This window comes from Echinicola pacifica DSM 19836 (genome assembly GCF_000373245.1).
Taxonomy (GTDB): Bacteria; Bacteroidota; Bacteroidia; order Cytophagales; family Cyclobacteriaceae; genus Echinicola; species Echinicola pacifica.
Window position 1 is genome coordinate 172,759 of record NZ_KB890757.1, and the last position, 22,911, is coordinate 195,669.

The 22,911-nt window shown below is 43.0% G+C and carries 19 protein-coding genes and 1 other RNA gene; 9 read left to right on the forward strand and 11 right to left on the reverse strand.

The annotated features are described in order from the left end of the window. Nucleotides 1-126 precede the first annotated feature (126 nt). Complete coding sequence (locus B050_RS0119565) at nt 127-435, reverse strand: hypothetical protein (RefSeq protein ID WP_157492909.1); 309 nt, start codon at nt 433-435, stop codon at nt 127-129. A 444-nt stretch (nt 436-879) separates the two neighbouring features. On the opposite strand from B050_RS0119565, the gene B050_RS0119575 reads away from it, so the two are divergent. From B050_RS0119575 to B050_RS22695, 5 genes are all read left to right on the forward strand, one after another. Next, nucleotides 880-1,446: a DUF4256 domain-containing protein gene (locus B050_RS0119575; protein WP_026236035.1), complete on the forward strand. Its 567-nt coding sequence runs from the start codon at nt 880-882 to the stop codon at nt 1,444-1,446. Between the two features lie 164 nt (nt 1,447-1,610). Beyond that, nucleotides 1,611-2,870, forward strand: a complete 1,260-nt coding sequence (locus B050_RS0119580) for a sulfite oxidase (RefSeq protein WP_018475658.1) — start codon at nt 1,611-1,613, stop codon at nt 2,868-2,870. Further along, a complete protein-coding gene (locus B050_RS0119585; protein WP_018475659.1) occupies nt 2,863-3,342 on the forward strand; it encodes a hypothetical protein in 480 nt (159 codons plus the stop codon). The genes B050_RS0119580 and B050_RS0119585 overlap by 8 nt, the downstream gene beginning before the upstream one ends. 155 nt (nt 3,343-3,497) lie before the next feature. After that, entirely contained in the window at nt 3,498-4,442 is a 945-nt protein-coding gene (locus B050_RS0119590; protein WP_044203089.1) for a fasciclin domain-containing protein, read from the forward strand. A gap of 230 nt (nt 4,443-4,672) precedes the next feature. Beyond that, nucleotides 4,673-5,719 carry a hypothetical protein gene (locus B050_RS22695; RefSeq protein WP_018475661.1) on the forward strand — a complete coding sequence of 349 codons (1,047 nt, stop codon included), beginning with the start codon at nt 4,673-4,675 and terminating at the stop codon, nt 5,717-5,719. Between the two features lie 8 nt (nt 5,720-5,727). Here the strand turns inward: B050_RS22695 and B050_RS0119600 are convergent, their stop codons facing one another. Further along, entirely contained in the window at nt 5,728-6,423 is a 696-nt protein-coding gene (locus tag B050_RS0119600; RefSeq protein ID WP_018475662.1) for a hypothetical protein, read from the reverse strand. A 683-nt stretch (nt 6,424-7,106) separates the two neighbouring features. Here B050_RS0119600 and agaR point away from each other — a divergent pair. Then, entirely contained in the window at nt 7,107-7,865 is a 759-nt protein-coding gene (gene agaR, locus B050_RS0119605) for a transcriptional repressor AgaR (RefSeq protein ID WP_018475663.1), read from the forward strand. A gap of 90 nt (nt 7,866-7,955) precedes the next feature. Here the strand turns inward: agaR and B050_RS0119610 are convergent, their stop codons facing one another. Continuing rightward, entirely contained in the window at nt 7,956-9,881 is a 1,926-nt protein-coding gene (locus B050_RS0119610) for a beta-N-acetylhexosaminidase (RefSeq protein WP_018475664.1), read from the reverse strand. Between the two features lie 348 nt (nt 9,882-10,229). Then, nucleotides 10,230-11,348: an alanine dehydrogenase gene (gene ald, locus B050_RS0119615; protein WP_018475665.1), complete on the reverse strand. Its 1,119-nt coding sequence runs from the start codon at nt 11,346-11,348 to the stop codon at nt 10,230-10,232. A gap of 430 nt (nt 11,349-11,778) precedes the next feature. Between ald and B050_RS0119625 the strand changes: the two genes are divergently transcribed. Then, nucleotides 11,779-14,193, forward strand: coding sequence for an alpha-ketoacid dehydrogenase subunit alpha/beta (locus B050_RS0119625; protein ID WP_018475667.1), 2,415 nt, complete (start codon nt 11,779-11,781; stop codon nt 14,191-14,193). 89 nt (nt 14,194-14,282) lie between these two features. Here B050_RS0119625 and B050_RS0119630 read toward each other — a convergent pair whose 3' ends face one another. Beyond that, nucleotides 14,283-14,957, reverse strand: coding sequence for a hypothetical protein (locus B050_RS0119630; RefSeq protein WP_018475668.1), 675 nt, complete (start codon nt 14,955-14,957; stop codon nt 14,283-14,285). A 64-nt stretch (nt 14,958-15,021) separates the two neighbouring features. On the opposite strand from B050_RS0119630, the gene B050_RS0119635 reads away from it, so the two are divergent. Further along, nucleotides 15,022-16,026 carry a hypothetical protein gene (locus B050_RS0119635; RefSeq protein ID WP_018475669.1) on the forward strand — a complete coding sequence of 335 codons (1,005 nt, stop codon included), beginning with the start codon at nt 15,022-15,024 and terminating at the stop codon, nt 16,024-16,026. Between the two features lie 189 nt (nt 16,027-16,215). Here the strand turns inward: B050_RS0119635 and B050_RS0119645 are convergent, their stop codons facing one another. After that, nucleotides 16,216-17,373 carry a sigma-54-dependent transcriptional regulator gene (locus tag B050_RS0119645; protein WP_018475671.1) on the reverse strand — a complete coding sequence of 386 codons (1,158 nt, stop codon included), beginning with the start codon at nt 17,371-17,373 and terminating at the stop codon, nt 16,216-16,218. Nucleotides 17,374-17,411: 38 nt separating this feature from the next. After that, nucleotides 17,412-17,809, reverse strand: an RNA gene (gene rnpB, locus B050_RS23000) — RNase P RNA component class A. Between the two features lie 334 nt (nt 17,810-18,143). Between rnpB and B050_RS0119650 the strand changes: the two genes are divergently transcribed. Next, a complete protein-coding gene (locus tag B050_RS0119650) occupies nt 18,144-18,707 on the forward strand; it encodes a DUF3109 family protein (RefSeq protein ID WP_018475672.1) in 564 nt (187 codons plus the stop codon). A 539-nt stretch (nt 18,708-19,246) separates the two neighbouring features. Here the strand turns inward: B050_RS0119650 and accC are convergent. The 4 genes from accC to B050_RS0119670 form a co-directional block, all read right to left on the reverse strand. Then, the gene (gene accC, locus B050_RS0119655) at nt 19,247-20,596 is read right to left on the reverse strand and encodes an acetyl-CoA carboxylase biotin carboxylase subunit (RefSeq protein WP_026236038.1); all 1,350 of its coding nucleotides are present in this window, start codon (nt 20,594-20,596) and stop codon (nt 19,247-19,249) included. 28 nt (nt 20,597-20,624) lie between these two features. Then, nucleotides 20,625-21,092: an acetyl-CoA carboxylase biotin carboxyl carrier protein gene (accB, locus tag B050_RS0119660; protein ID WP_018475674.1), complete on the reverse strand. Its 468-nt coding sequence runs from the start codon at nt 21,090-21,092 to the stop codon at nt 20,625-20,627. A gap of 102 nt (nt 21,093-21,194) precedes the next feature. After that, entirely contained in the window at nt 21,195-21,758 is a 564-nt protein-coding gene (gene efp, locus B050_RS0119665; protein WP_018475675.1) for an elongation factor P, read from the reverse strand. 24 nt (nt 21,759-21,782) lie between these two features. Then, nucleotides 21,783-22,781: a beta-ketoacyl-ACP synthase III gene (locus B050_RS0119670; protein ID WP_018475676.1), complete on the reverse strand. Its 999-nt coding sequence runs from the start codon at nt 22,779-22,781 to the stop codon at nt 21,783-21,785. Between the last annotated feature and the right edge of the window lie 130 nt (nt 22,782-22,911).

The following is a 22,911-nucleotide window of genomic DNA, read 5'->3' on the forward strand; positions in this document are numbered from 1 at the left end:
ACGGCTGCGCCATAAAATTCTATTTATTTTAGTCAATTAAAAAAAAAAGACCCGCAATCTGCAACAATATTCGAAGCGGATTGCGGGTTTAGGGTAATATTACCCCATTATCGATTGGTGGTTGTATTAATCTTCTAATTCATTACCTTCTTCATCATAGGTTTTGATGACGGTTTCCTCCATTCCAAATTGAACCTCGTAAGAAACCTCTCCTTGTTGGTCGGTAACTTTAAAAGCCTCGGATACTGGAAGCATCTTTACCTCTTCATTATCCAAAATGCTTTCTTTTACTTTCTGAGGGAGTTCCTCAGGCTCAATCTGCACCTTGCTGTCCTGAGCTCTATAGGTGATTGGCTCTTTTTCGACTATTGTATTGGCCTGTGTAGTGGCAAAACTTAAGCTTCCCATGGCGATTATTAATGCTAAACTTTTCATGGCTTTGTGGTTTTAGTTTGGTTAGTTTTCAAATGGAATTCTCATCCCTTGCTATCTAATTGTCCCACATTCATGCCAAGCTAAAATATCACTTGATTTGGCCCTTAGCCATATTCTTAGGAAATCATTTGTTGGGGAAATCCTCAAATTGTGGAATTAGATGGGCTTTGCCAATGGTTTTTTTAATACTATATCATTGCTTAGTCTGGGCTTAGATGCATTAATGTTTAGCGTAGGCTTGAGATGGATTTTTGCTGACGCAAAGAGTGTGGATTCTTGGGTTATGAATTCTATTCCCACCGTCCGAAGGTTCATTATAGATGAGACTCGCTAATTAACCATTCGAAATAATTTTTTATCCTTAGTGTTATTTGAGGTAAATTGCTTTTGCTCGATTTTAAGATCAGCATTCCTATTCTATTAATTATAAAATTATCTTCCACTATGAAAAATAGAACTCAAAGTTTATCACCCTCCCAGCAGGAGGAGCTCTTGCAGACATTGGCCAGTCGATTTGAGAAATTTCCGACTCGACACCAAGGCATCCATTGGGAGGCGGTGGAGCAGCGATTAAGGGGGGATTTAGATAAATTGGCCATTCTATACGAAATGGAATCCACGGGTGGGGAGCCGGATCTGATCGGCTATGATAGTGAAGAAGATCTTTATCTTTTTTGCGACTGCTCAGCCGAAAGTCCCGCGGGAAGAAGGAGTCTGTGCTATGACAGAGCTGCTTGGGAGGCAAGGAAAAATAATAAACCTAAAAACACTGCTCAAGACTTGGCCGCAGCCATCGGGATTCAGATCATGGATGAGACCCAATATCAAATGTTGCAGCGCTTAGGAGACTTTGATACCAAAACATCAAGTTGGCTCCAGACACCAGAGGAGCTCAGAAAGCGTGGAGGAGCCATATTTGGTGATCGTCGATTTGGAAGAGTGTTTATTTATCATAATGGTGCAGATTCGTATTATGCCGGTCGGGGTTTTCGAGGTACTCTTAAGCTCTGAGGAGATCGATTTTCTGAGCCTATAATAGGAGGCTCCTTTGCGGGTAGGAGTTATCAATAAGTTATGGACCATTATTAAAAATTATTTCATAAGGCATTGAAAGTTTTCTATTTTTGAAGAAGCCAAGTAACCGTAAGGATGAATAATCCATTAAGATAATTGATATGACTAAAATTGATATAAAGGAGATTGGTAAAGGAAGGAGAGGATTTATAAAAAAAGCATCACTTTCTGCCTTTGCCACAGCCATGGGCTTAGACATCGTTTTTGGGGGCAATATGCCTGAGGGCTATGTGCCAGTTGTTTTCCAGGATGATGATCCGTATAAATTGTTTAGCAAGAATAAAGAACTAAAAGTTCTTAATAGTAAGCCGTGGAATATTGAGTCTATGCCTCATCTTTTGGATGATAAGGTGACACCTGCCAGCAAGATGTTTGTGAGAAATAATGGCTTAATTCCTGCGGAAATAAATGTAAGGGCCTGGCAATTGACCTTTGATGGCGAATCAGTAAATGCCCCAAAAACCTATAGCTTGCAGGACTTGAAGACGAAGTTTAAGCATTATACTTACCAGTTGACGATTGAATGTGGAGGGAATGGCAGAAGTGAGTTCTTTCCACCAGCAAGTGGTAATCAGTGGGAGACCGGAGCGGTGGCCTGTGCCAATTGGACAGGAGTAAGGCTTAAGGATGTTCTTGCTGATGTTGGGATTAAGGATGATGCGGTTTATATAGGGTATCATGCAGCGGATGTACACCTATCAGGAAATCCGGACAAGGAGCCGATTTCAAGGGGTGTTCCTATCTCCAAGGCTCTTCAGGAGGAAACGTTGCTTGCATTTCAGATGAATGGAGAAGATATTCCTCTTGCTCATGGCTATCCCTTACGGCTAGTCGCAGGGGGATACCCTGCCTCCGTATCTGGTAAGTGGCTGACGGGGATATCCATAAGAGACAAGGTGCATGATGGGTCAAAAATGGAGGCGCCTTCCTATCGTGTGCCTTGCAAGCCCGTGGCTCCCGGAGATACGGTAGCTGATGAGGACATGTGCATTATCGAATCTATGCCGGTAAAATCACTTATAACTTACCCTAAAACCGGCGCTGTTCTATCTTCTGGCCAAAAACTCGAAGTCCGTGGTCATGCCTGGGCTGGAGAGCTGGAGGTCACGAAGCTCGAAGTTTCTACGGATTTTGGAGGGACCTGGCAGCAAGCCACGCTTCAGAAGCCTGCAAATCGCCTGGCTTGGCAACATTTTTCAGCCACGCTGAGCTTTCCTCAGGATGGGTATTACGAAGTCTGGGCAAAGGCCACCGACTCAAATGGCACTAGCCAGCCTATGGTGGTTCCCGGATGGAATCCAAAAGGATACCTCAATAATGCATGTCATAGAATAGCAGTTAAGGTGGGCGATAATGGATAAACAGATAATAGAAGCATTAAAGAAACTGGTGGGGCTGGTTTTGGTATTAGCCCTTACTCTATGCGGATTGATAGGCGGTCTGGTCTTGCTGAAATTGGACCCTGAAGCCTTCTCGGTTTTTGATGAGGAAGTGGAAAAACAACCTGCGGAGATTCCTGAGGCGACTTTTGCTGGAGATGACTTAGTCAAAGATGGTGTTCATGTGGCCACTGGCTTTGTTGCAAAAGATGGGTACGAAACGGTTATCGCAAACTGTACCAATTGCCATTCGGCAAACCTAATCACCCAAAACCGGGGAGATGAAGCCAGATGGCGTGAATTGATCGCCTGGATGCAGGAAACACAAGGCCTGTGGGATCTCGGAGCCAATGAGGATATTATCGTCTCCTATTTATCTGAATATTACGCCCCCGTGCAGCGAGGTCGTCGCCCAAATCTTCAGGATATCGAATGGTATCCTCTCAACGATTAGATTTTGATTATAAATCCTTAATTGAAACCAGCCTCAGTAACCTTTGAGGCTGGTTTTTTGTTTTTGTGTTTAATATTTTGAGAAAAATGTTAAACAAAACTACCGACCTTGAGTTATTGGTTTATAAGAGATTTTAAAACACAATCATTTAAACCATGAAAAATTCAAAAGTTAGGTTTCCGATTTTGCTGGCAATTTTTTCCAGCTGGATGTTTTTGGTAGCGTGTAATGACGACGATGAGCCTACCCCAGTTGCACAAGAAGACATTGTGGATATCGTAGTAGGAAGCGATAATTTCACCACCTTGGAAGCCGCAGTTATTCAGGCGGATTTGGTGAGCACCTTGCAGGGGGATGGGCCTTTTACAGTTTTTGCACCTACGGATGATGCATTTACCGCTTTCCTCGAAGACAACGATATGTCTGCCTCTGATCTGCTAGCCAATGATGATTTGGCAGGTATCCTTACTTACCATGTGCTTTCGGGAGAGGTGGTGGCCTCGGCGGTCATGCCTGGAGAAGTGACCACGGTGAATGGCGCAAGTTTTTATGTCAGTGAAGATGCCAATGGCGCTATCTGGATTAATGGTGCCGCTAAGGTGACTACTACCGATATCATGGCTACCAATGGCCTTATTCATGTGTTGGACTATGTGATTATGCCGCCATCCTCTTCTATTGCGGAGATTGCTGTGGCTAAGACCATGGAGGAGATGCCGGAATTTACTCAACTAGTGGGCGCGCTGAGCAGGGCGAATCTAGTGGAGGCAGTAAGTGGAGATGAGGGTGATTTGACTGTTTTTGCACCAACAGATGCCGCTTTCCAGGCTTTATACGATAGCAATCCTTCATGGAATGATTTTAATGACATTCCTCTAGAGACTTTGACGGCCGTGTTGACGGCCCATGTGGTTCCGGCTAGAGCCTTTGCTCAGGATCTCAGAACAGGGACTTCTCTGGCCACACTGAATGCTGATGCCGTTTTGCAGGTGGATCTGGACGCGATGACTGTAGGTGGCGCTTCGCTTAATGCTGATATGTTAAATATTCATGCCACAAATGGCGTCATCCATGTGATTAATGAGGTGATTCTTCCTTAATCCCTGGTCGATAAGGCTGTGTTTACGAATGTGGAACAATTAATGGGAAAGCTACTCACTTATGGTGGGTAGCTTTTTTGGTGCTTAACTTCCAGGCTTGCTGATGAATCTTGCCAACTTTTCCAAACCTTAAGCGACATGGATGAGTTGAATAAAAGGAGCAAAATAGTTAATACATGATGCTGATGCAGAAGACTTTTCCCAGGCGTATTTTTTCAAGATGGCTTTTTATGGCCACCAGTTTATTCTTTTTGGGAGCTCAACAGGCTTTCTCCCAAAGTCCTGTTTACGTCGATTTGACTCCCGAAAACTCGTCCACTAAGATGAAGTCCTATTTTATAGACAAAGTGGAGGGGACTGGAACTATGGCTGCTGGCTTTGGCCAAATATATACCTCCAGGGAGTCTAAGGTGCAGATTAGTTTTGAGGGAGATCCTGGGGTGGGAATTTTAGACTATATAAATAAAAGCCATGGCAGCCCTGATCAAGAATGGCCTGTCACCATCCGTGTGGACCATCTAAGTGTAAGTGAGCAAAGCAAAAATGGCAGCGTTCAGGGGGAGTTGAAGGTTCATTTAGGCTTCTATCTTCAGGCGGGGGATTCCTTGGTTCACCTTGCGGATTTTAAGGGCGGCGCCAATTACCAGCGCTCGCCTGGTAAATACTCTGCGATTCCCAGCTCTTTAAAGCGCTCTTTTGAAAATTCCATTGCTTATCTGAACGAATGGTTTGCCCTTAATGAATTTTCTCACCCACTTTTAGCCAAGGGAGTACAAGTAAATATCATGGATTATACCGGGCCAAACCGTGGTGATACGGTCTTTTACAGTAAGGATCAAGTGCTGAAATGGTCGGATTTCAAGGCCCGGCCTCATGCAGGGAGCAAATTTGCCGCCTCTATTTTTACTAGTTTCGCCTGGGAGGGGAATACTAAGGTGGTGGATGGAGTCCTGCAATTAGATTTTTGGGTGAAGGTATTTATGCTTCAGCAATCTTCCTGGGTCAAGAGCACGGCGAAAAATGACTATGGATTAGCGCATGAGCAATTGCATTTTGATATTACTAAACTGGTGGTGGAGCGATTTAAGGAAAATCTCCTCCAGGAGGAAATGGATCCAAGCAATTATGACGCTCAGATCGGTTATTGGTATATCGAAACCTATCGAGAGATGAACAAACTTCAGGAGCAATACGATTCAGAAACTTCTCATGGGCAAAATAAAGCCGCCCAAGCGCGCTGGCGGAAATTTATAGATGAAGAGCTAGCGAAGTACTAGTTCGGTCTTTAGAAGAAAGGTTTTGGGGCTTCTTCATTCTTTTTAGTCCAGATCTTTAGGTTGTCATACCTTCCTGTATCATCAAAACTGCCCAAACCTATTTTCCCAAATCCAAAGTGGAGGTCTGAAGCCACCATGATTGGCTGCTCCATATCATCAAAATACACTTCAATGCTTCCCGATTCCAGATCTCTGATGATCTTAATATGATGCCAGGAGTCCGTGGTGCCCCAGTCAATTCCATTGTTGATTTTGGTGGCAATAGCCTTTCGTTCTTCATTGTTCACCAGAAAAATATTATGAGCATGGGGATCAGGAACGGATGCGATATGGGTATAGTAAAAGTTCTCTGGGTTCTGTGCTCCAAAAATGAGGCATAAGTCCCGATGGCCATATTCTCTTCCTGTCTGCTGTAAATCAATCTCCATAATAAAACTGCCTACCTCAGGGCTGTTCACAATCGCAATATTAAAAGGGGAACGAAAGCGAGGGCTGTATTGACTTTGCTGAGAAAGTTCCAAAACCTTCCCATTAGGGGTTTCTATAATTTGCCAAGCCTTATCATCGGTCATCCTAAAATGGGAAATGGCCTGATACGACTCGAAATTTTCTTCAAAAACTAATTCATAGCCCTCATGCTGGCTTTGCCCATAGGTGCTGCCGTAAATCATAAAGCTGAATATAAAAAGGTGGAAGGACTTCATACTATTGTGGTTAAGGGTCTAAATGAGCTGTGAATATATTAAAAATTAAGGATACTGCAGAATCTTTTCAACATTAGTAAAACCTATTACGTAATGTTATAAGGGAGTTCAACCTCTTCCAAATGAGGAAAAGATTTTTGAGTTTGAAAAGAACGGGTTTACAATTTGATGCGAGTTATAAAAATATTAAACAAAAAAAAGCCGATCATTCTACGTGCGGAAGTAGTGATCGGCCTTTTTGAATAATAACCCTAACAAACCAGATAATCTTTATCTTATACAAATAAAGAAAATATTTATATAATAAACAAATAAAACGAAACTAAAAATAGTTTTGAAATCTTGTATTTTATCATTTGATTAGAGTATTGGAGGGTGAGCAGGTGATTTTGATTATAGATCCTTGTATTTTCGAAAGCATATTTTTTAGACAATGGGCTTTTGATAGAGAGAGTTGAAAGGTTTATAGCCAAAGAATTCGGGCTAACCGAAAATTTTATAGATAGATTATTTTATAATATTATTTCATTTTAAACGATATTATTATGACAAGTATGACTTTTTATGTTTCAAAATGTTCTTGTTTGAGAATGCTGTTTGATAAATGAAAGTAATTAGGTAATTTTCGAAAGGTTATTGCAAGTGTGTCAGTCAGAATTAGAAAAGTAAAAAATATATAAATTATGAAGAAAACAGCGCAGCGTAGGTCTCACATCCTGGATGTATTGGAGGAAAATGGCCAAGTAAATGTTAGTGAATTAAGTAAATCTTTAGGAGTTAGTGAAGTGACTATAAGGAATGACTTGGCTAATCTAGAGCGAAATAAACTGTTGGTCCGTGCTCATGGCGGGGCCTTCAAAACCAATAATATGGCGCTTCCAGTTACGGAAAAGAAAAAAATTAATCTGGATCTAAAAAAGAAAATTGGTAAAAAAGCGGTCTCCCTTATTGAAGAGGGGGATTCAATTATCCTTGATTCTGGTACCACGACTTTTGAGATTTCTAGTAATTTGGGCAAATTTGAGAAACTTACGGTAATTAGTAATGCACTGGATATTGTGAATAACCTTGCGAGTTATGATAATCTGGAGGTGATGATGCCAGGTGGTTTTTTGAAGGAATTCTCCATGTCACTGGTAGGACCTATGGCGGAGAGAAACCTCAAGCAGCTGCATTGCAATAAGCTGTTTTTGGGAGTGGATGGTTTCAAGCCAGATGTGGGGGTATTTACCCACTATATGGAGGAAGCGTATTTGAATCAAATTATGATCGAAATCGCAGAAGAGGTGATTGTGGTTTCTGATTCTACCAAATTCAAAAAAATTGGCTTAGCCTATATCGCTGGATTTAATCAGGTGGATAAGGTAATTACTGATTCAGGTATTGAGCCAGAATTCATAAAAATGCTGGAACGTAATAATGTGGAAGTGATCATCGCTTGATGAGCATACCTGTTCGGGAAGTGTTTTAAAATCAAAATTATAAAAAGCAGTAGGCACCCATGATAGTTGATGCCTACTGCTTTTTTTTGTTTAAAGCTGAATAGGTAATGAAAACTCGTTACTTTGTCTGCCTTCCGGGGTGATGATGATATAGCGTAATTCTAGCGGGCCTTGTTCCTTAGTAGTGTAAGGGGCTAAGAATGGGCCTGAGTATAAGTTGGCGGTTTGGTCGGCTTTATGGCCATCCACCGAGTAGTAAACCGTGCTGCCTTCTACCAGAGCGTCGATACTGATGCTGAGTTTAGGGCTGTTTGGGGCCTGATTGATACTAACTTTAGCCTCAGGAATACGATAAAATACATCTAATTTTTCCAGCTCAGATAGTCTTCTTGGTAGTCTTTGGGTACTAAATTCCTCGTAGTCCTTATCCTGGTTGTTGGTCCAGCCTACCTCTGCTATGGCCAGGGCTCTAGGAAAGAGATGGTATTCCATTTTATTGTCGGTAGCGATATATTCTGTCCATAAATTCCCTTGTACGCCTAGGATATGCTTTTGCTGCTCCTTTGTCAGAGAGCTAGGGCGCGGATGGTAGCTATATACTTTTTCCAAAGACAAAAATCCGCCAATTGCTAATGGCTCGTCCTTAGTGTCTTCTGATTGATAATGATCGATATACATATGGCTATTTGGGGACATGATCACATCGTGGTTCATCTGTGCGGCTTGGATGCCTCCTTTTTCACCTCTCCAGCTCATTACCGTGGCATTGGGGGCAAGTCCTCCTTCTAATATCTCATCCCATCCGATCAGGTCCCGGCCATTTTTATTGAGGAATTTTTCCATTCGGGTAATGAAATAACTCTGAAGCTCATGTTCATCGGCTAGCTTTTCTTTCTTGATTACCTGTTGCGCGAGCTCTGAAGTTTTCCAGTGATCTTTTGGCACTTCGTCTCCACCGATATGAATATAATGACTTGGGAAGATTTCCATTACCTCGGTCAAAATGTCCTCAAGGAAGGTGAAGGTTTCTTCTTTTACACCGTAGATATTAGGGTGTACTCCCCAAATACCGGGCACGGTGGTGTTAAGATCATTGTCGTAAGCTTCTCCTTTTTCGTTTTTTGCAGGAATATTACCTTGCAGCACATTCTCTAATTTAGGATCATAGTCTTTGCTGTCGAAACTGCTAAACTCTGGATAAGCCGTCAATGCCGCGGAGCTATGTCCTGGAAGTTCGATCTCTGGGATCACGGTGATCATCCTTTCGGCAGCATATCGCACGATTTCCTTGGCTTCCTCCTGAGTGTAATATCCTCCGTGTTTCTGTCCATCAAAGACGAAAGGCTTGAAATCATAATACTGACCAATGATGGTGGAGTCACGGTAAGCGGCTATCTCTGTAAGTTTTGGGTACTTTTTGATCTCTAATCTCCAGCCCTGATCTTCCGTGAGGTGCCAGTGGAGTTTGTTGAATTTATAATGAGCCATAAGGTCAATCATATTTTTGATCTGATCTACCTCGAAGAAATGCCTGGCTACATCGAGCATAATGCCTCTATAGGCAAATTCGGGCTCATCAGTAATGCTTACTGCTGGCACGGATAGGGAGCTGCCTGGCTCTATTAGCTGCAATAAAGTTTGAAGCCCATAGAATATTCCCTGCTCACTTCCGCTAATTTCGATGTTTTCAGAAGTTACATCCATCCGGTACGCTTCAGTATTGGTCGCTTCCACATCTGTGTGTAGTTCAATATGGGCTTGACTTGGGGCAATGCTTGTGACAGGTAGTCTAAGGCCATGAATTCTCTCCAAAAAGTCATTGAATATGCTAGCTGATTTTCTGCCTACCTCATCCTGGGTGACGATAGCAGTGGATTTGCTGAGTAGGAATTTTCCTGTGCTCGTTTGAATAGATGCAGGTTTGGGGACAACGGTAATGGGCTCGCTATTCTGGGAATGTGCTAATTGGAAGCTTAAAAGCCCGATAATTAGTAAGGGTATTGATCTCAATCTCATAATGAAATAATATTAAATGGAGTTTTCTTGACTATAAATATATTCATAAAAGAAAGATAACGAAAATATTATTGCCTAAAAGATAAAGTTTTGAAGATTATTATTGATTTCCACCACTTACATAGAGCGAGTAGGCTAGTTGTTTCTATAGCTGGGGACTTGCTTGATGAGAGTGGGTTTGGGTAAGCACTAATAAAGAGGTGATCGCCTCAAGGATAGGGCAGGTTTAAAGTAAGGGATGATGATATAAGAAAAAAAAGGCTCCTAAAAAGGAGCCTTATGATATATTTGGGTGATATTCAATTCAATGAGAAAGGCCAGTGGTAATAATCGCTGACCGGAAGGATATTATCCTACAAGATATTTTTCGACAGGGGTATAGTTAAGGTCAAAAGCATCTGCCACCGCCTTATATACTACTTCCCCGTGGATGACGTTAAGGCCTTTGGCAAGCTCATAATTATCTTGAGCAGCTTTTTTCCAGCCTTTTTCAGCGAGTTGGAGCGCATACGGAAGAGTGGCGTTGGTCAGTGCGATAGTGGAGGTATAAGGGACAGCTCCAGGCATATTCGCTACGCAATAATGAAGTACATCATCAATGATGAATGTTGGGTCTTCGTGCGTGGTAGGCTTGCAAGTCTCGATACATCCGCCTTGATCCACGGCCACATCCACTAGGACGGTGCCAGGCTGCATGTCTTTCAGCATGTCACGAGTGATCAGGTGAGGGGCCTTAGCTCCCGGGATCAATACTGCTCCGATGATCAGGTCGGCAGTTTGAATCATTTCCCTAATATTATATTCATTGGACATTCTGGTTTTGACATTGGCGGGCATCACGTCAGAGAGGTATCTCATACGAGGGAGAGAGACGTCGAGGATGGTGACATCTGCTTTCATGCCGGCCGCCATCCATGCGGCTTGTGTGCCGACCACGCCACCGCCCAGAATCATAACCTTAGCAGGAAGGGTACCAGGTACTCCGCCCATCAGTATTCCTTTACCGCCCAATGGTTTTTCCAGATAATTAGCGCCCTTTTGGGTGGCCATCCTGCCGGCTACCTCAGACATAGGAACTAAGAGTGGAAGGCCACCATGTATGCTTTCTACCGTCTCATAGGCTAAACAGATGGACTTGCTTTTCAGCATAGCCTTGGTCAGAGGTTCGTATGACGCAAAGTGGAAATATGTAAATAGAAGTTGGTCTTCTCTGATCAGATCATATTCCGCTTCTATCGGTTCTTTTACCTTCATGATCATCTCTGCGATCTGGTAAACTTCACTGATAGTAGGTAAAATTTTAGCTCCTGCTTCTGTATACATATGGTCAGGAAATCCACTTCCAATACCAGCAGTTTCCTGGATATAAACGGTATGACCTCTCTTGACTAATTCCTGAGCTCCTGCTGGGGTAAGAGCTACTCGATTCTCGTTGTTTTTAATCTCTTTAGGGATCCCTATTATCATAGTTGTATCTTATTGGGTTAATGATTCTTAGCACAAATATAATAACTGATAAATTATCCTTGGGTATGATCTTTATGATTATTTGGTTAGCTGTTGAAATTTCTTTCAAAACAAAATTTAATTTCCTTAAAATCATTACATTTGTCTTTTGTTTTAAAACAACCTTTTTATGGTCTTTATTATTTTGTGTACGATTATGGAGGATTTGGCGTTTATCTAAAATCAGCATCAAAATTTTCTGCTTAATGCGAATTTTAGGCCTTTAGATGAATGTCAAAATAATATTTTAAGGCAGGAAGAAATACCCGGTAATAGGCGAATTTGGTTTGGCATCCTTGGCTAGGTACTTTGTGGTAAAGTTTGTATAGAAGTGAAAATTGAGTATTTTTGGATTAACTAGAAAACCCAAAATTGCTGTTAATTTATAAAAATGATAGAAGTGGAAACGTTACCTAGACATAAGGTGGATCTAAATTTAGCGAAGGATCAGATATTATTTGATTACAGGATTGTTCAGCAAAGCCGACAAGCTTCCCTGATGGGCCGCAAGGAGGTTTTTATGGGTAAGGCTAAATTTGGGATTTTTGGGGATGGCAAGGAGCTTGCTCAAGTGGTGATGGCTAGGTATTTTAAGCAGGGTGATTGGAGAAGTGGCTATTACAGAGATCAGACTTTTATGTTAGCCATCGAGGAGTTGAAATTGCAAGAGTACTTTGCTCAGCTATATGCCCACACTGATGTGACTGCAGAGCCTGCTTCTGCGGGGCGTCTGATGAATGGTCACTTTGCCACCCGATCTCTTAATGAGGACGGGACATGGAAAGATATCAGAAAAAGTAAGAATTCCGGTGGAGATATCTCTCCCACAGCCGGGCAGATCCCTAAGCTGATAGGTTTGGGATATGCTTCTAAGCTTTTCAAGGAAAATAAAGAGTTACAAAAATTATCACAATTCAAGGGCCTCGGTTCTGAAATTGCCTGGGGCACCATCGGCAATGGTTCCACTGCCGAAGGAATGTTCCTGGAAGCTATCAATGCTGCTGGTGTGCTTCAGATTCCAATGATCCTTTCCGTATGGGATGATGAGTACGGTATCTCTGTACCCAACTCCTTCCAGACCACCAAAGGCAGTATTTCTGAAGCTTTGGCGGGGTTCCAGCGTGAGGACGATAAAGATGGTGTAGAGATTATTGTGGTGAGAGGATGGGATTATGTAGGTCTTCATGAGGCTTATCGCAAGGCGGAAGCACTCTCTCGTGAAGAATCTGTACCAAGTCTGGTTCATGTCGTGGAGATGACCCAGCCTCAGGGACACAGCACCTCAGGCTCTCACGAGCGCTATAAATCAAAAGAAAGACTACAATGGGAGGCTGATCACGATTGCGTGAAAATATTCAGATCCTATATTTTAGAAAATGAAATTGCCACAGAAGAGGAAGTTCTTCTGATCGAGGAGGAGGCATTGAAATTTGTCCGTGAGGCAAAAAATAATGCTTGGAAAGCCTTTTCGACAAGTATAAAGTCGGAACTAGTGGAGGCTGTGGAGATACTTAGCAAATCAGCGCCATTGAGTAAGCAGTCTGCTGCTTTAAATTTATTGGCCGAAGAGCTCGGCAAAACGCTAAATCCTATCCGCAAGGATGTGATCAGCACCGTGAGGAAAGCACTTTTCCTTATGCGCTATGACGAGCCTGGCGTCAGGGAGGAGTTGAAGAAATGGTATGAGGAGCAGGTGGAGATCAATCACAAAAGATATAATTCGCACTTATACAGTGAGTCCCAGGATCGCCATGCAAATGTGCCAGTGGTCCCCGCCGAATATGCAGATACCACGGCTTTGGTGGACGGAAGGGAGGTCCTTCAGGCCTGTTTTGACCAGATGCTTGCAAATGATCCCAGGGTATTTGCCTTTGGTGAGGATGTGGGTAAGATCGGGGATGTAAATCAGGCTTTTGCTGGCTTGCAGGCAAAGCATGGTGACCTTCGTGTGACCGACACCGGGATCAGAGAGATGACTATTATTGGTCAGGGAGTGGGAGCAGCCTTGCGGGGTTTGCGGCCTATTGCCGAGATTCAATATTTAGACTATATATTTTATGCGTTGATGACCCTCACGGATGATTTGGCCTGCTTACATTATCGTACTCAGGGTGGCCAGAAGGCTCCTTTGATCGTTCGGACTCGCGGCCATAGGCTAGAGGGCGTTTGGCACTCCGGTTCGCCAATGAGCGCTATCCTGGGGAGCCTACGTGGAATGCTTCTGTGTGTCCCCAGAAATATGACGCAGGCAGCGGGAATGTACAATACCTTGCTGAAGGCCGACGAGCCTGCCGTAATGGTCGAATGCCTGAATGCTTACCGACAGAAAGAAAAAATGCCATTGAATATCGGTGAGTTTACCGTGCCTTTGGGACATCCTGAAGTGATCCGGGAAGGGACCGATATCACCGTGGTGACTTATGGAGCCATGTGTAAGATTTGCCTCGATGCTGCGGAGGAATTGGATCAATATGGTATTTCGCTCGAGGTGATCGATGTGCAGACTTTACTGCCATTTGACGTAAGTCATAAGATTTCTGAATCTATCGCTAAAACCAATCGTGTGATTTTTGCGGATGAAGATGTGCCGGGGGGAGCTTCAGCCTATATGATGCAAGAAGTAATAGAAAACCAAAAGGCTTATTTTAGCCTTGATTCTCAGCCGGTCACTATCGCCGCAAAAGCTCATAGACCTGCCTATTCCTCCGATGGAGATTATTTCTCCAAGCCTAGCGTGGATGATGTCGTGGAAATAGCCTATAGGATTATGAATGAATTTGACCCTCGGTCTTACCCTTTATGGTAGGATATGGAACGATAATATAGAATAAAAGCCAAGGCCTTCAATTATGAATTGAAGGCCTTGGCTTTTATGAATACCTCTATCACTGAACCTTATTTAACTTGTATTTGGTTCAGCGTAAAATTAGGCGTGGATACCGTATTACTCCGATTGAGTGCTCGATCTTGGATCTGCACGTCAATTCTTATAGTGTCATTTCGAAATATGGGCCTCCAGCCTGAGGATAACATCGAGTATTCGATCACCCCTTCAATGGATTGTTGATTGTCACCTGCTAATATCTCAGGGAATCGTCCGTCTAAAGTGGTATAAAAAGGAGGGTCAGACCATTTGAATTCGGTAAAATTGCCACCTCTCTTAATGAAGAATTTCACGAAGATATTATAGTAATTAGGATTATACTCGACCCATAAGGTGTCTTTTATTTCCTCATTATTAATTAATGGATCGATGATCCAGTCTAGAGGATTGTAGGAAGGTGCTCCTTCGGGTCGGTTTGAATAGGTGATATAATTCCCGTTATTGTCCGTTAGGTATTCGATTTCGTTAAATGGAGGATTGATAGCCCTGGGGTCAAGACCAAGATCGCCTTCCGCATCTCTGAATTTTACTGCGATCTTAAGCGAATCTGATGCACCGTCGAGTTCTATATAGCTCAATCCATGGAAACTTATTTCTGGTATGGAAGGGAAGTCATCTGGAGGAGAGACGCATGCCGTAGCAAGGAAGCCCAAGATTAAAGTATAAAAGAGAAGTTTTGCATTCATGTATCTCAACACATTTGGTCAATCTTAAATTTGCTTAAATTTGTGCATTATAGATAATAAAACGATGAATTATTTTAAAAGTTTTTCGGAGCGTGTCCTAAACCTGCAGGGAAATGAATTTGATGCCCTGGCCCTGGAGCTTTTTCGGTTTCAGGCTCAGCATAATTTGATTTACAGCGCTTACCTCAAAGCTAGAGGGCTAGAGGTGGAGGCAGTGAGCACTGTGGAGCAAATTCCTTTTTTGCCAATACAATTTTTCAAGTCCCATGCCGTCATAAGCGGGCCATCTTCAGACTATGCAGATTTTTATTCTAGCAGCGGTACCACTGGGCAGATTACCAGCCGTCATTGGATCTGGGAGGAATCCTTTTACCTGCAGCACGCACAGCGAATTTTTGAACAACACTATGGGGACTTGACTGATTTTCATGTTTTAGCGATGCTTCCTGCCTATTTGGAGCGTAAAGGCAGCTCTCTGGTCAGCATGGCGGATCATTTTATTAAGAAAACCGGCTCGGACTATTCGGGGTTTTACTTATACAATTACGATATGCTGATCGATCAACTATTGAAAATCCGGCACCTTCAGGATGGTAAGAAGGTCTTATTGCTGGGAGTGACCTTTGCCTTATTGGATTTGGCAGAGCAGTTTGGGGAGGATTTTCCCCCGCTTGATCAATTGATCATTATGGAGACTGGCGGGATGAAGGGGCGCCGAAAAGAGATGATAAGAGAGGAGGTCCATGAGGTATTGAAAAGAGGTCTCAAAGTCTCCTCCATTCACTCAGAATATGGGATGACAGAGCTTTTTTCTCAGGCCTATAGCGATGGGGAAGGACTGTATAAACTGCCAGCATCGATGAAGGTATTTCTTAGAGATGTAAATGACCCGCTTAGTTGGAGTGATAAGGGGCAGGGAGGTGTGAATATAATTGATCTGGCGAATTTTCATTCCTGTGCTTTTATAGAAACTCAGGATCTGGGGAAGTATGATGAAAAGGGAATGCTGAAAATCTTAGGGAGATTTGATAATAGTGAGGTAAGAGGTTGCAATTTAATGGTGAATTAATTTTGTATTCCTTAGAGAAATAAACATATTTGATTTCGATTAATAAAAGTAAAAAATATGAGAAAGCTATTAGCAATACTATTGGCTTCAGGATTATTGGCAATGGGAGCCTGTGCTTCCAGCAAGCCATGTCCGGCTTATGCAAAAGTGGTGCATGACCAGGAAGTAAAAGGATAAAAAATACGCTGATTAATAATCAGCGTATTTTTTTATGTCTTCTAGGCTGATCGTTTGATCACTTAGGATAACGAGTCTTTCTACGACGTTTCTAAGTTCCCTGATATTTCCCGTCCAAGGGTATTCCTGGAGCTTTTTGATAGCCTTATCTTCAATGGATTTTTTGGCCGTACCATAATCCTTGGCGATATCTTCCAAGAATCGATCCACAAGAAGGGGAATGTCCTCTGTTCGGTCCTTAAGAGCAGGAACCTGAATGAGAATTACGCTTAGACGATGGTATAAATCCTCTCTGAAGTTATTTTCATCGATTTCTTTTTTCAAATCTTTATTAGTTGCGGCAAGTACACGCACATCTATTTTGATGTCCTTATCTCCACCTACGCGAGTGATCTTATGCTCCTGAAGGGCGCGCAAGACTTTTGCTTGGGCAGAAAGGCTCATATCGCCTATTTCATCAAGAAAGATGGTGCCTCCATTGGCTTGCTCAAATTTCCCTTGTCTTTGCTTGTTGGCAGAGGTGAAAGCACCTTTTTCATGCCCAAAAAGCTCACTTTCTATAAGTTCTGAAGGGATAGCCGCACAGTTTACCGCAATAAATGGAGCTTTGTCTCTTGTGCTTTTCTGATGAAGCCAGTGAGCGACGAGTTCTTTGCCAGTCCCGTTGGGGCCAGTGATCAACACTCGGGCATCGGTAGGAGCCACTTTTTCTATCGTCTCCTTCACATCCTGGATGGCTGGAGACTCACCGACCATGTCTAGCTTCTTCGAAAGTTTTTTCTTGAGCACTTTGGTTTCGGTAACCAAGGTTTTTTTGTCCAGTGCATTCCGCACGGTTAGCAGCAGTCGGTTGAGATCAGGAGGCTTGGGGATAAAGTCGAAGGCGCCCATTTTGGTGGCTTCCACGGCTGATTCTATGGACCCGTGAGCAGAGATCATAATGAACTGAGGCTGTTTGTCCATTTTACTCACCTTCTCCAACACTTCCAGCCCATCCATTTTAGGCATCTTGATATCGCAGAGTACCAGGTCAAAATCCTGAGATTCGATTTTCTTAAGTCCTTCTACACCGTCTTGGGCTTCGTGGATATCGTAGTTTTCGTATTCTAAAATTTCTTTGAGCGTGGACCGGATGACTCTCTCATCATCAATAATCAGGATCTTAGGCATAAAATTATAATGCTTTTTTTTTAAATAAAAAGAACAATAAAATGTGCAAGCCTATAAGCCGGGTTCTGTCTCCGTCAAGGACGGATACTTGTCATTTATCTAGTCTTAGCTTTGCAACTAAGATCTATCGATCTACCCACTCCGGTTTTCCATGAGACAAGCTCAGGAATTGGACGAGCAGCCCTTGGACCGGAGCCTATTTGATCTTTCAACCCATAAGGTTTACCCTGCTCCTCATCTCACGAAAAGGACGGTGAGCTCTTACCTCACCTTTTCACCCTTACCTCGGTGGATACCAAGGCGGTTTGTTTTCTGTGGCACTGTCTGTACCAAGCCCGTCACCAGACTTAGCCCTTCCCGTTAGGAAGTATGGCGCTCTATATTGCCCGGACTTTCCTCCTCAACACTAGGTTGCGGCGACAAGTCGGCTTGCACTTTGCAAATAAACGGAAATTAGGGCGATTTGTTACCTAAATAAAGGTTTATTATCGCTTTTGCTCTTCCTATAAATTACTGCTTCTCTCGGATATCCTTCCTGAGTGCGGATCCCTTATTTGAGCATGCGCTTATTCATTAATAAGGGCCTTCGGCAATGTGGACGCTAGCTTAAAATCACATTAACCTCAATTGCCTAAGACAAGTCAAAATGCCATATTTAGGAAAGCCAGAAGGATTAATTAGTTTATTTCTCCCCACTTATCAAAACAATTTAGTTCTATGCAAAAGATCCAAGCTACTTTTTCTAATTTTGCAGAGATAAAGAGATAATTATGATATTAGTAGGAAATGCAGTTCTGAGCGACGACTTGAAAGAACACTTTTTTGTTTGTAATCTAGAGAAATGCAAGGGCGCATGCTGTGTGGAAGGAGATGCTGGTGCACCTCTGGAAGAGGAAGAAATCAGCATCATTGAAGCGATATATCCGAAGGTTAAGAAATACCTTAGCAAGGAAGGCATCAAGGCTATCGAAGAGCAAGGAACCTGGGTGATCGATCAGGAAGGGGAGAAAGGGACGCCTACCATCAATAATAGAGAATGTGCCTATGCCATCACTGATGACCATGGTATTTTAAAATGTGGAATTGAAGAGGCTCATATCCAAGGTGATATTGACTATAAAAAGCCGATTAGCTGCCATCTCTATCCTGTTCGGGTTACCAAATACGAGGAGTATGATGCGCTGAATTATGATCGCTGGGACATCTGCAGCCCTGCTTGTGGACTCGGCAAGGAGCTTAATGTGCCCATTTATAAATTCGTGAAAGATGCTTTGATCCGAAAGTATGGCGAAGCCTGGTACCAGGAATTAGTGGAGGATATCGAAGGTAAATAATTCCTCTTATCACTATTTGATTCTATCTGCAAAGGTAACTGACGGTTTATAGGTTATTTATCGATATATTCCATTTTTTCAGCAGCAGACTGGTCGATAAATCTCCCATGAACGGAGATTAGAGTTTGGTCTTCTCTTTACCATTGCTCTACCTATGTCCTTGCCTCATTATATGAGGACTCTTTCATTTAAAAAAAGAACCCTTCTCTATGTATTGGCACAATAGGGGTAGTAACTAAAGGGGGAGAGATTTCCCTAACAAAGTTACTTGATTTTGTTAAGTCATGATTGATGGATTATGAATTTCATCAGGCTTTTGGGTCTTGATTTTCTTTTTTATTGTGATTTTCCAGTAATGGATTGTTTATGGGGTGTTATTTTTCTCTTGTAACACCTTTTCGGATAGTAATTGCATTTATCATTTTGGATCCTGTATGGGAGCGTACTGGGCGGATAGTTTAGGAAGTGTGTAAAAAGTATAAAGCAAAAAAAGGCTGATCAGTAGGATCAGCCTTTTTTGTTTAGCTATCGATATGAGATCAGCCTTTGATTACTGAGAAGTCAAAAGTTTCGAGGAATTTGGTGGTAAAGTTACCTGCTTTAAATTCTTCGTCTTCTAGTAAGGCGATGTGGAATGGGATGGTGGTTTTGATACCATCAATCACAAATTCCTCCAAGGATCTCTTCATTCTTACGATTACTTCTTCCCTGGACTGGCCGCTTACGATAAGTTTTGCGATCATGGAGTCATAGTTTGGCGGGATGACATATCCAGCATAAACATGACTATCTACCCTTACGCCGCGACCACCTGGAAGGTGAAGGTTGTTTATCTTGCCTGGGCTAGGTCTGAAGCCATTGCTAGGATCTTCCGCATTGATACGACATTCCATAGCGTATAGCTTAGGGTAATAGTTTTGACCAGAGATTGGCTCACCGGCAGCGACCTTTATTTGTTCCTTGATCAGGTCAAAGTCAGTCACTTCTTCGGTAATAGGATGTTCTACCTGGATCCGGGTATTCATCTCCATGAAGTAGAAGTTTCGGTTTTTGTCCACTAGGAACTCGATGGTTCCAGCGCCTTCGTATCCAATAGCTTCTGCGCCTTTGATGGCAGCTTTGCCCATGGCATCGCGAAGCTCGTCTGTGATGAAAGGGGAAGGAGTTTCTTCCACCAATTTTTGGTGACGACGTTGGATGGAGCAGTCTCTTTCAGAGAGGTGACAAGCTTTGCCTGTGCTATCTCCAATGATTTGGATCTCAATATGGCGAGGTTCTTCGACGAATTTCTCCAGATAGAGACCGTCATTGCCGAAGGCAGCGCCTGATTCCTGGCGCGCATCGTCCCAGGCTTTTTTGAATTCACTTTCTTCCCGAACGATTCTCATTCCTCTACCACCGCCACCAGCGGTAGCTTTAAGGATGACAGGATAGCCCATCTCGGAAGCGATTTGGATGCCTTCACCCATTGAGGCTAGCAGTCCTTCGGATCCAGGGATGGTAGGGACACCAGCTTCTTTCATTGTAGCTTTAGCGGTGGCCTTATCGCCCATTCGGTCAATCATGTCGGAGCTTGCTCCGATAAATTTTATATTATATTCTTCACAGATTTTGGAGAATTCTGCGTTTTCGGATAGGAATCCATATCCTGGATGAATGGCATCAGCATTGGTGATCTCTGCTGCGGCGATTATTCTAGGGATATTAAGGTAAGATTCACGGCTTGGTGGAGCACCTATACACACAGCTTCATCTGCAAAACGCACATGAAGGCTGTCTTTGTCAGCGGTGGAATATACAGCAACCGTCTTGATACCCATTTCCTTGCAGGTACGGATAATTCTCAAGGCGATTTCTCCTCTGTTGGCTATTAGTATTTTATTAAACACGATACATCAAAGTTGGTGAGAAAATAAATTATCCTGCTGGGTCAACCAGGAATAATGGCTGGTCGTACTCAACAGGTGTGGCGTTTTCTACCAGGATTTTAACGATTTTCCCAGAAACTTCACTTTCTATTTCGTTGAAAAGTTTCATTGCCTCGATGATACAAACCGTTTGGCCAGGCTTAATGCTTTCTCCTACAGAGACAAAGTGGTCTGCATCTGGATTAGGAGTGGTGTAGAAAGTACCGATCATTGGGGATTTGATTTCTACATAATTGCTTGTGTCGTCTGCTTCGGCTTTTTGGGGAGCTGGGGCAGCGGCAGCAGGAGCAGCAGCTGGAGCTTGGGCAGGAGCGGGAGCAGCCTCCACCGTTCTCACTGCTTGTACTTCTGCGTTTTTCTTAATGGAAAGTTTAAACTCATCAGTTTCTATTTTTACTTCGGCAAGGCCCGAGTTAGAAATGAAATCTATTAATTCTTGAATTTCTTTGGCTTTCATAAAATGTTAAAGTTTATAATAGATGCCTATATCAAATCATCTAAATAGGGTTTCACAAACAGTAAAGCTATGTAATTTAATCAAATCACATAGCTTTTGAAATTATTTTACTCTTTCCGAGTAAGAACCATCTCTTGTATCGACCTTGATCATGATGTCTTGGTCCACAAAAAGCGGAACCATGACCGTGGCTCCAGTCTCAAGGGTGGCTGGTTTGAGTGCGTTGGTGGCGGTGTCCCCTTTGATGCCTGGCTCGGTATAGGTGATCATGAGCTCCACAAATGGTGGAAGCTCTACGCCTAATACGTTTTCCGTTTCATCATGGATAAGGACGTCAACGAGCTGTCCTTCTTTCATAAGGTCAGCTCGATCAAGTAAGGATTTTTCTATTGGAATTTGCTCAAAGGTGGAACTGTCCATGAAATGGTATCCCATATCATCGGCATACAAAAACTGGTGTTGCCTTCTTTCTACTCTGGCAGTGGTGATTTTTTCCCCTGCGTTGAAGGTTTTGTCCAGCACCTTGCCAGTAGTAAGGCTCTTTAGTTTGGTTCGGACAAATGCCGCACCTTTGCCTGGTTTTACGTGTTGAAATTCCACAATGCTCCATATGTCATGGTTCATTACCATGCAAAGACCATTTTTAAAATCTGCAGTACTTGCCATATGCTTAGATTGATTAATTTTTAGTTATTTTGAGTCGTATCCCCACTTCAGGTAGATCGAGCCCCAGGTGAATCCTCCGCCAAAAGCTGCAAGGATAATATTGTCGCCTTTTTTAAGTTGCGATTCATAATCCCACAGGCAGAGCGGTAAAGTTCCGGCAGTGGTATTGCCATATTTTTCGATATTGATCATGACCTTGTCTGAGCCCACGCCCATTCGGTTGGCAGTGGCGTCGATGATTCTCTTATTGGCTTGGTGGGGTACCAGCCATGCGATGTCATCTCCCGTGAGGTTGTTTTTTTCCATGATCTGGCCACTAACTTCCGCCATATTGGTGACGGCAAATTTAAATACAGTAGATCCTTCCTGGAAGGCGTAGTGCTGCTTAGCTTTTACGGTTTCTTCTGTGGCTGGTTTTAAGCTTCCTCCGGCTTTGATATGGAGGTAGGGAGCTCCTGATCCATCCGAATGATGAAGGGAGTCCATGATGCCTAGTTCCTCGGTGGTAGGCTCCAAGAGTACCGCGCCGCCGCCATCTCCAAAAATGATACAGGTGGTACGGTCTTCGTAATTGACGATGGAGGACATCTTGTCTGCTCCCACGACGATTACTTTCTTATGTTGGCCGGTTTCGATAAACTGGCTTCCGATGGTCAGTGCATATAGAAATCCTGAGCAAGCGGCAGAAATATCGAAGCTATAACTATTGATGGCTCCGACCTTATGTGCGATGATATTGGCGCAGGAAGGGAAAGGCATATCGGGGGTGACCGTGGCGCAGACGATCAAGTCGATCTCCTCTGGCTTGGTATTCGTTTTCTCGAGCAATCCTTTTATGGCATTGGCTCCGATCTCTGAAGTACCCTGGTTTTCTCCTTTTAGGATCCTTCTTTCCTTGATGCCAGTTCTGGAGGTGATCCACTCATCGCTGGTGTCAACCATGGACTCCAGTTCTTGGTTTGTTAGTACATAATCAGGAACCCATCCATTTACTCCGGTTATGACAGCTCTAGTCTTTTTCATTTACTTTTAGTTTTGGGCAAATGCTAGTCTATTATTGGTAATGAGGGAGGTTAGCATCCGAACCCTGTAATGGTAATTTTGTGACCGGGATTCCTTAGTTCCCAATACAAAATGTTTTTGGCTTCCAAAA

Bases quoted from the DNA above. Each gene is read 5' to 3' on its own strand.
- B050_RS0119565 (WP_157492909.1), bottom strand. From the start codon at position 435: ATGAAAAGTTTAGCATTAATAATCGCCATGGGAAGCTTAAGTTTTGCC.
- B050_RS0119575 (WP_026236035.1), top strand. From the start codon at position 880: ATGAAAAATAGAACTCAAAGTTTATCACCCTCCCAGCAGGAGGAGCTC.
- B050_RS0119580 (WP_018475658.1), top strand. From the start codon at position 1,611: ATGACTAAAATTGATATAAAGGAGATTGGTAAAGGAAGGAGAGGATTT.
- B050_RS0119585 (WP_018475659.1), top strand. From the start codon at position 2,863: ATGGATAAACAGATAATAGAAGCATTAAAGAAACTGGTGGGGCTGGTT.
- B050_RS0119590 (WP_044203089.1), top strand. From the start codon at position 3,498: ATGAAAAATTCAAAAGTTAGGTTTCCGATTTTGCTGGCAATTTTTTCC.
- B050_RS22695 (WP_018475661.1), top strand. From the start codon at position 4,673: ATGGCCACCAGTTTATTCTTTTTGGGAGCTCAACAGGCTTTCTCCCAA.
- B050_RS0119600 (WP_018475662.1), bottom strand. From the start codon at position 6,423: ATGAAGTCCTTCCACCTTTTTATATTCAGCTTTATGATTTACGGCAGC.
- agaR (WP_018475663.1), top strand. From the start codon at position 7,107: ATGAAGAAAACAGCGCAGCGTAGGTCTCACATCCTGGATGTATTGGAG.
- B050_RS0119610 (WP_018475664.1), bottom strand. From the start codon at position 9,881: ATGAGATTGAGATCAATACCCTTACTAATTATCGGGCTTTTAAGCTTC.
- ald (WP_018475665.1), bottom strand. From the start codon at position 11,348: ATGATAATAGGGATCCCTAAAGAGATTAAAAACAACGAGAATCGAGTA.
- B050_RS0119625 (WP_018475667.1), top strand. From the start codon at position 11,779: ATGATAGAAGTGGAAACGTTACCTAGACATAAGGTGGATCTAAATTTA.
- B050_RS0119630 (WP_018475668.1), bottom strand. From the start codon at position 14,957: ATGAATGCAAAACTTCTCTTTTATACTTTAATCTTGGGCTTCCTTGCT.
- B050_RS0119635 (WP_018475669.1), top strand. From the start codon at position 15,022: ATGAATTATTTTAAAAGTTTTTCGGAGCGTGTCCTAAACCTGCAGGGA.
- B050_RS0119645 (WP_018475671.1), bottom strand. From the start codon at position 17,373: ATGCCTAAGATCCTGATTATTGATGATGAGAGAGTCATCCGGTCCACG.
- B050_RS0119650 (WP_018475672.1), top strand. From the start codon at position 18,144: ATGATATTAGTAGGAAATGCAGTTCTGAGCGACGACTTGAAAGAACAC.
- accB (WP_018475674.1), bottom strand. From the start codon at position 21,092: ATGAAAGCCAAAGAAATTCAAGAATTAATAGATTTCATTTCTAACTCG.
- efp (WP_018475675.1), bottom strand. From the start codon at position 21,758: ATGGCAAGTACTGCAGATTTTAAAAATGGTCTTTGCATGGTAATGAAC.
- B050_RS0119670 (WP_018475676.1), bottom strand. From the start codon at position 22,781: ATGAAAAAGACTAGAGCTGTCATAACCGGAGTAAATGGATGGGTTCCT.